The sequence below is a fragment of the Streptomyces sp. DH12 genome (genome assembly GCF_020873895.1).
In the GTDB taxonomy this organism is placed as follows: Bacteria; Actinomycetota; Actinomycetes; order Streptomycetales; family Streptomycetaceae; genus Streptomyces.
The window spans coordinates 1-420 of sequence record NZ_JAHWGT010001349.1; the positions used below are offsets into that span (position 1 = coordinate 1).

A 420-nucleotide genomic window follows, 5' to 3' on the forward strand; every position below is an offset into this window, starting at 1 on the left:
CCGCGTACGGCCTGAGGTGGCGCACGGCCTGAGGCGCCGCCTCCGCGCCGCGCCCGCCGGGGACCCCGTGGCCGGTTCCGGGCGGGAAGGGTGCGACACTTTCCCCATGCCAGTCCTCGACCCGAACCCGCAGAACGGCCAGAAGAAGATGCTGCTCGTCTTCGGCGCGTTCTTCGCGATCTTCATCGTCATCGGCGTCATCGCGACGGTGCTCGCGCCCTGAGGGTGGTGCTGGCACCCCTGTCCCCTAGGGGGCCAGGCTCAGGGTCAAGTGGGTGGATCACCGGATGGGTTGGCGCCCCGCCGATCCGTACCTTCGAGATGTGGCCGCGAGCGGCGGTCACGGAGCACTCGAAGAGCGGAGGCCCCCATGTCGGCGCGCACGCACTCCCGGCCCGTCCCGGCCCCGCGGGGCGGTGC

1 protein-coding gene is annotated in these 420 nt (G+C 72.4%); it reads left to right on the plus strand.

The window, feature by feature from the left end:
* The first annotated feature begins 106 nt into the window (after positions 1-106).
* Entirely contained in the window at positions 107-223 is a 117-nt protein-coding gene (locus tag LPA54_RS42575) for an SGM_5486 family transporter-associated protein (protein ID WP_006132620.1), read from the plus strand.
* Positions 224-420: the final 197 nt, after the last annotated feature.